1 protein-coding gene is annotated in these 3,575 nt (G+C 40.3%); it reads left to right on the top strand.

Annotated features, from left to right (window positions below):
* Positions 1-3,189, top strand: a 3,189-nt coding sequence (locus VE944_RS25010; RefSeq protein ID WP_324983463.1) for an nSTAND1 domain-containing NTPase, incomplete at its 5' end; no start/stop codon positions are given.
* Between the last annotated feature and the right edge of the window lie 386 nt (positions 3,190-3,575).

A 3,575-nucleotide genomic window follows, 5' to 3' on the forward strand; every position in this document is an offset into this window, starting at 1 on the left:
TTTATTCGATTAGCTACTGATTTAGAGAATTGGGCAACTATCATCGAGTTTGAAAACCCTACTGATGAGTTAGTCAATTTCCTCCAGCAAAAAAGTGATGAAATCTTTGCAGGTGATATTACACCCAATCCCCAAATGTGCGGGGAACTAGAAACCGCCCGTCGAGATTTGCAAAATCGAGGAGAAGTATTAGAAGCAGGACTTAAAGCAAGTTTAGAGTTTTTGTTTGGTTTAAATGATTATCTACATGACCACATAGATTCTGCTTTAGCACATTATCAACAAAGCTTGGGGTTCTGGCGACAAAGTAGTGCTTTAGAACGGCAAGGTATATTACTCATTAATATTGCTTCAGCTTATAATCGCCAATCTGAAAAAAATCAGACCGAAAATCAACGCTATTGGCAAGAGTCTAGAAATTACTTTCAGCAAGCTATTGAAATTTTTGAACAAGCACAACGTTCAGATTTAGTTGCAAAACATATTACTAAACTGGGTGAAGTGCTACGAAGTTTAGAAGCATGGCCAGAGTTGCAAAGCCTTGTGGAAAAATCTCTGCCGCTACATCAAAATTATGGCACATCGTTGCAGTTAGCTCAAGATTACGGATTTTTGGCAGAGGTAGCCTTAGACCAGTCACAGTGGAATGAAGCTCATAAACACGCAGGACAAGCATTGCAAATATTAGCTGCAATACCTAATTTACAACCATATCAATTTGCTTTGTATCGGTTTATTTTAGCAAAATCACAACAGGGCTTAAGTCAAATTCAAGCAGCAATTACTAATTTAGAAGCTGCAAAAAATGAAAGTAATCATCACTACAACCCACAATTATATATATCTATATTAGAGAGGTTACGCCTACTTTATTTTGAACAAGGTGAATATCTTAAAGCTTTTAATATTAAGCAAAAACAATTACAAATTGAACAACAGTATGGTTTTCGCGCTTTTGTTGGTGCATCTTATCTCAACCCACAGCGACAGGCAATTAATTCTGCACAGTTGCAAGTAGAAAATCCTGAAACCATTGCTCAAGAAATTGCTGCTTCTGGTCGAGGACAAGATGTTAAACGTTTGCGAGAAAGAATTGGCGGGACTCAGCATAAATTAACTGTAATTCATGGTCAGTCAGGAGTGGGGAAAAGCTCGATTTTGCAAGGTGGGTTAATCCCGGCGTTGCAACAGCAAGCAATTGGTGAGCGAGATGCTTTACCTGTTTTGTTGCGAGTTTATACAGATTGGGTGGGGATGTTGGGGCAGAGTTTGGCTAAGGCTTTTGAGGAAGTCAGAGGTAATCAATTATTTGCTAATCTTGATTCTTCAGTAACTATTTTAGGACAATTGCGGAGAAATGCTGACCGGAATTTGTTGACGGTTTTAATGTTTGACCAGTTTGAGGAATTTTTCTTTGTTTATCCAGACCAAGGTCAACGACGAGCATTTTATGAGTTCTTGCGAATTTGTCTAGATATTCCCTTTGTAAAAGTAATTCTGTCTTTACGGGAAGATTATTTACATTATTTATTAGAATTGGAGCGTCTGTTTGATTTAAATGTAATTAATAAGAATATTCTCGATAAAAATATTCGCTATTATTTGGGTAATTTTTCGCCAGCCGATGCTATGGCTGTTGTGCAGAGTTTGACAGAACGTTCTCAATTTTATCTTGAGCCTGCGCTCATTGATCGATTAGTACAGGATTTAGCAGGTGATTTGGGGGAGGTACGCCCAATTGAGTTACAAATTGTGGGGACGCAATTGCAAACTGAGAAAATTACTACTTTAGAAAAGTATCGTCAGTTTGGTACTAAAGAAAAACTCGTTGAGCGATTTTTAGAAGAAGTCATCCATGATTGTGGCGCGGAGAATGAACAGGTTGCACAACTGGTTTTATATTTACTCACAGATGAGAATGGGACTCGTCCCCTGAAGACTCGTGCTGAGTTGGTAGCAGATTTGCCAGCAGAAGCCGATAAACTAGATTTGGTGTTAGATATTTTTGTGGCATCAAGGTTAGTATTGCTGTTACCAGAATCGCCGGCTGACCGTTATCAATTGGTGCATGATTACCTAGTGTCGTTTATTCGCCAGCAACAGGGTAATGAAATATTAGCAGAATTAGCTAGAGAGCGAGAACAACGCTTGCAAGCAGAGGAGAAGCTGAAGCTTGAACAAGATGCGAGGCAAATATTAGTTGATGCTCAACAAGAAGCCAAGCGACAAATTCGCCAAGGGCGGATGCGGTTAGCTTTAAGTTCTGGGTTAGCGGTATGTTTATTATTATTTGCAGGCATATCATCCTTATATGCATTGAGTCAAATTCAAGTGGCTAAAGATGCTGATGATGAAAAGCAACAGGCAGAAAATACAGTTAAAACGGCTCAAGCTGAATTGCAAGCTACGCAAAAAGCACAGATAGAATTACAGAATAAAGCGCAAGAATTAGAAACTAAAAAGAAAGATGCAGAGCAAAAGTTTCAACCAGCGCAGAAGAATCAGCAAGTCGCACAAGTGAAATTTAAGGCAGCACAGGCAGATTTAGGGAGCGTAAAGCAGCAAGCAGCAGAATTACAAGATAAAAATTCTCAAGCAGAGGAAAAAATTAAAACAGCTAACGAACAAGTCAAAACTGCTCAAGAGAAAGCAGAACAGGCAAATAGACAACAACAGGAAGCACAATCTAAAACTAAACAGGCTCAAACTATTTTGAGTCAAGCACAAGCAGCGCTACAAGGAGCAGAGACAGCACAAAAAGAAGCACAAAAGGGAACAGAATTAGAACGGGCAGGTGTTAATGCTTTAAGACAGTTTGAGTATGCCGGCGAGTTAGAATCCCTGGCAGCAGTAATGCAGAGTGGGAAAGAGTTAAAAACTTTGGTAAAAGATAGTCGCCCTTTAGAAAAATATCCAGCCATTAGCCCTATTTTTGCTTTGGATACTATTCTCAATAAAATTAAAGAACGTAACCAGTTACAAGGGCATCAAGGCAGTGTCAGAAGTGTGAGTTTCAGCCCGGACGGCAAAACCATCGCCACGGCATCATTAGACAACACAGCGCGGTTGTGGCCTGTGGACAATCTAGACCAATTACTGGTGCGGGGTTGCAATTGGCTGCATGATTATTTGCAGAATAACCCGAATTTGAATGAGAGCGACAAGCGTCTCTGCGATGATATCAAGTGAAAGCCTTGGCGATTATGGTGCTGCAAGGGTTATATAATAATGTTTGCTTGATTATTTATTAACCTCGAAGAACCCCACTCCGCCAAAGCGTAGCTTTGTCTCCCCTCTTCGTAAGCGAGGCTAGGGTGTACACACAAGTCTTGTCGCAGCCATATCTTTATTAATAAATCTTGCACTACGTTTCTATCCCGCCTCGGAATGAATTCCGAGTCTCAGAGCCACTGTCCACTTAAGTGGACTCAACCAGCAATTTAGTCCACTTAAGTGGACTTCAGCTATGAGCCGTTGAACTTTAGTTCTGGGCGGGATGTCGGTAAGGCGGACATGAGATTACTGATTAAGAATATGAGTTTGCTTCACGCAGAGGCGCAGAAAGTAAGACTTGA

Source organism: Nostoc sp. (genome assembly GCF_035638895.1).
Taxonomy (GTDB): domain Bacteria; phylum Cyanobacteriota; class Cyanobacteriia; order Cyanobacteriales; family Nostocaceae; genus Nostoc.